At 34.8% G+C, this 2,850-nt stretch carries 3 protein-coding genes; all 3 read left to right on the top strand.

Annotated elements, in window-relative coordinates; all coding sequences use genetic code 11:
- The first annotated feature begins 216 nt into the window (after window positions 1-216).
- The 3 genes from AS180_RS21085 to AS180_RS21080 all read left to right on the top strand — a co-directional run bounded on the left by AS180_RS21085 (window position 217) and on the right by AS180_RS21080 (window position 2,382).
- Entirely contained in the window at window positions 217-741 is a 525-nt protein-coding gene (locus tag AS180_RS21085; protein WP_047933934.1) for a DUF2695 domain-containing protein, read from the top strand.
- Window positions 742-1,070: 329 nt separating this feature from the next.
- Window positions 1,071-1,217 (top strand): hypothetical protein, encoded by a 147-nt coding sequence (locus tag AS180_RS23385; protein ID WP_175384226.1) that lies wholly within the window; start codon window positions 1,071-1,073, stop codon window positions 1,215-1,217.
- Between the two features lie 604 nt (window positions 1,218-1,821).
- The gene (locus AS180_RS21080) at window positions 1,822-2,382 is read left to right on the top strand and encodes a site-specific integrase (protein WP_025908229.1); all 561 of its coding nucleotides are present in this window, start codon (window positions 1,822-1,824) and stop codon (window positions 2,380-2,382) included.
- The last annotated feature ends 468 nt before the right edge of the window (window positions 2,383-2,850 follow it).

Raw genomic sequence — 2,850 nt, 5'->3', positions numbered from 1 at the left:
AACGATGTATAAAAAGCTGCATAAACCATAAATTTAAAAAGCAAACGAACCCTTGTGTATCAAGGGCTCGTTTTTTTCATGTGTTCCGGAAAGAGTGATTATGTTAACTAGAAATGCATAGAGTATACATAAAATAATTGAAGAATATTGAAGGATATGGGAAAATCACATAAAGGATTTTTAGTTTCTTAATACTGTTTAAAAGGAGCTATTTGAATGGATAGTTTATTAGAATTAAAAGATGAACTAATAAAAGGACAAAAACTAGCAATGCAAGGATCTTATCAAAGAAGAGCTCCTTCTAAAAAAGCAATTCCCCATCTTTTAGCAGCAAGAAAAGGACTTAAAGAATATGTTGAACAGCATCCAACAGATGCGTTTGCTTGGCAGTTGTTGTCTCAAGCTGAAGAATATCTACTGAATTATAAAGCAGCTTTATCAGCACTTCAAAATGCAGTCACTCTTAACAAAAAAGACAGAAAGTTAGTAAAGAAGTTAGTGCTACTAAAAGAGCAAGCAAATAAGTGGCACGAACTTGATTTATCACCTGAGGAGCTGGGTTCATTAGAAGCATTTCTGGACGAAAAAGTGGACATACAGGGGTGTGACCATACACTTCTCTACACTAAAGAATGGCTAGATACCCACATCTCCGTGAGCAAAAAAGCTAAAGTTGTAAAGGCTCTGCAAAACCAAGGTGGTTTTTGTGACTGTGAAGTTCTTATGAATGTAATCGATTAGATTAAAATGCTACCGATAATGCGGATTATGTTAACTAACTTTGTATACGATATACAGTTAAAAAGAGAAAAAACTACCTTAGGCGGGAGGAGTTTTTTCTGCTAAAGAAGAAAGTTAGTTGTAGATGCCTCACGGCGTCTTGAGTAGTTTGCTTAAAGTAGTAAAAATTATGCATACAATCGAGTGTAAATAAAATTTTATTTGAATTTAGGTTTCGAAATATATAAAAAGGGGAAAAGTAACCTAATTTTGTTCCAGATGAATTTTAAATAAAAAAATGATTAATATGTTGATTGAACAAATTATGATAATGAATCTGGAGGGAAGGTATGTCAATTAATAAAGAAGTTTTATATCGTGGTACAAGATTTAAAATTATTCATATTTATAGTTCTGGTTATTGTGAGCTTAGAAAAATTAATGATCCTTTCAAAGTAGAACTAGCTTTATTAAATGATATCTTACTAACAGGATAATGAAGGCTGAACATTCTTATTTGATTAACGAAACTGACTCAATTTAAATATTATTGCTAAACAAACATATTAATCATTTTTTGATAAAAACAGAAGAGACTCCTGACCATGGTCAGGAGTCTCTTCTGTTACATTTATTTTATTGAAGGGGTACAGTCCCGAAAATGCAGATTTACAACGTTAAGCAATTCTGAGAAGAAAAAAAGGCTAACTTAACAACGATAAGGGTTTTGAGACAAGTCATATGATACATTCAAAACTCTTATTTTACCTATTATTAATTCCATATCAATAGAGTAGACTCTATTGATACATGCCTTAGATCCCTTGATATAACTGGGTTTGCATTCTTACCGTTGTAAATCCGCAAAATCCTGATGCCACCCCTTAAGTCACTTTTTAGATTTAGGAACTCCTCATCTGTTACAGTAAATGCAATATGAGTAACACTATGTTGCATTCAACGCAGATGGAAAATAAAGAAGAACCCTTGATAGATAAGGGTTCTTCTTTATTTTTGAATATGATAAACTAATCAATACAACATATTAAATACATAGACGTAGTTCAATGTAACATACTGAATATATAGAGAGGTGAGTTTATGCTTATTAAAGGGCAGCAAACCGTTGAACCCATTCGAGATCCAGAAAAGATTCGAATGATGAAAGAACATTTACTACATAAATCTTATCGTGATTATTTTCTTTTTGTCTTTGGCATCAATTCTGGGCTACGCATTAGCGATATTTTACCTTTAAGGGTTATGGATGTTCGGTCGGCCGATCATCTTCGTTTTCGAGAACAAAAGACAGGGCATGTACGAAAAATCCGGATTCCACATAACCTTCAACAAGAGATTGAAAAGTACACGCGTCATATGGCTGATTCTGACCTTCTTTTCCCTTCTCGGAAGGGTACAAGTCACGTTCGAAGAGAAACGGCCTGGAGGACCATTAACAGCGCCGCACGCGCGTGTGGTATTAAAGGGGCCATCGGTACCCATACCATGAGAAAGACATTTGGCTATCACTTCTACCAACGAACAAAAGATGTAGCCATGTTGCAACAAATCTTTGGCCACTCGGCGCCGTCTGTTACACTCCGATACATCGGGATTACAGATGACATGATTGATCGAACATTAGAAGATTTTGCGTTATAAAGGAGACATAATCGTAGAGTAAGATGGCTGCTTAAACTAGAGGCATACAGCCATCTTATGCTATAGATATGCCTTCTTTTTTTGTTTATTCCTGCCGAAAACACCGGCGGCCATTTTGCTCATAGAAAACCTTTTTTTCGTGAGCGTTCCAAAATAACGTGGCCGCCTCTCTAAATTCCTGAAGAGCATAAGGGGTTTTTGCTATCACAGGGTGTGATAGGCTAGGCAAAGCCTAGCAAAACCGTGATAGCAAAGAAAATCGCTATATGTCCCCTTTACGTCCCCATCACTTAATATCCTTTTTCTAACTTTTACAGCAACGTTCACTTTAATTTTAGGGATATTATTCATCTAATTTTCAAAAGAATTTCAGGTTCTTTGTCTTACTTTACACACTAATAAAAGTATAAAATTTAAAAAGAGTATTTCACTAAAATCATGTGGACTTTGAGGGGACATTAAAAAAAA

It is taken from the genome of Priestia veravalensis (assembly GCF_001457055.1).
GTDB classification, from domain to species: domain Bacteria; phylum Bacillota; class Bacilli; order Bacillales; family Bacillaceae_H; genus Priestia; species Priestia flexa.
This window is presented reverse-complemented; position numbering and strand designations above follow the sequence as displayed.

Bases quoted from the DNA above. Each gene is read 5' to 3' on its own strand.
- AS180_RS23385 (WP_175384226.1), top strand. From the start codon at position 1,071: ATGTCAATTAATAAAGAAGTTTTATATCGTGGTACAAGATTTAAAATT.
- AS180_RS21085 (WP_047933934.1), top strand. From the start codon at position 217: ATGGATAGTTTATTAGAATTAAAAGATGAACTAATAAAAGGACAAAAA.
- AS180_RS21080 (WP_025908229.1), top strand. From the start codon at position 1,822: ATGCTTATTAAAGGGCAGCAAACCGTTGAACCCATTCGAGATCCAGAA.